The organism is Ideonella azotifigens (assembly GCF_006519715.1).
GTDB lineage: Bacteria > Pseudomonadota > Gammaproteobacteria > Burkholderiales > Burkholderiaceae_C > Ideonella > Ideonella azotifigens.
In genome coordinates this window covers 1-1,020 of sequence record NZ_VIDT01001187.1, presented here as the reverse complement: position 1 = coordinate 1,020, position 1,020 = coordinate 1, and the positions used below count along the sequence as shown (strand labels likewise).

Sequence of the window (1,020 nt, the reverse complement as noted above, 5' to 3'; positions counted from 1 at the left end):
TGCAGGAAGTTGCCGGCGATGGCGCCGCGCTCGAAGCGGTGCCAGGGCGGCAGGTCCGCAGGCTGACGAACCGGTCCGGGCAAAGCTTCGGCCGCGGCTGTTTCGTCATCGGCCGGGCGAGGCAGGGCATGCACGATCTGGCTTGGCCCGTGCTGGATCGCGCGCACCAGCGACGAGAAGCTGGCAATGCCCCAGTGCTGGTCGAAACGGCCGGGGTATGGCGGCGCGTCCTGCAGCGGCGGAAGCTGTTCGCGGGCAGCCAGCCGCGTGACCGGCACCACCGCGTCTTCGGCGCAAGGTGCGCGCTGCCAGGTCATCACGGCGGCATCGCCAATCTCGGCGGCCAGGTCTTCGATCGCCACCTGCAAACCTTCCGGCGTGACCGGCTCGGGCCCGCCCAGCAGGTAGCCAATGGCGCTCAGGTGGCTCAGCGTGTCCGGCACTTCCTTGTTGCGCGAGTTGCCCACGGCCAGCGGCACCAGCCCCAGCCACAGCGCATGCCGCGCCCGGGTCAGCGCCACATAGAACAGCCGCAAGTCCTCGCGCAGCCGCTCGCGCTCGGCCTGCGCCATCGCTTCGTCGCTCAGGCTGAGGTCCAGCGAGCGACGCCCGGCCTCGTCCACCATCGCGACGAAGCCTGTGTTGCGCCGCGTCTCTTGGCGCAGCGCGCCGGCAAACGGCAGACACACGACCGGATATTCGAGGCCCTTGCTCTTGTGCACCGTGACGACCTGCACCAGGTCCGCATCGCTCTCCAGCCGCACGATCTGCTCGTCGCCGCCAGCCATGCCCTCGGCCGCCTGGCCGATCTCACCGGTCAGCCAGCGGATCAGCGCCAGCTCGCCATCCAGCTGGCTGCTGGCGGCCTGCAGCAGCTCGGCCAAATGCAGGTAGTTGGTCAGGCGGCGCTCGCCATCGGGCAGCGGCAGCCAGCGTGCCGGCAGATCCAGCTCGTGCAGCGTGCGGCGCAGCAGCGTCAGCACGCCCTGGCTCAGCCAGACCTGGCGCAGCGCGCGAAGC

Annotated in this window: 1 protein-coding gene; it reads right to left on the bottom strand. The window is 70.5% G+C overall.

The features are described from left to right. The coding region (locus tag FKP22_RS31520) for an ATP-binding domain-containing protein (RefSeq protein WP_170201211.1) at positions 1–1,020 on the bottom strand (1,020 nt) is incomplete at both ends.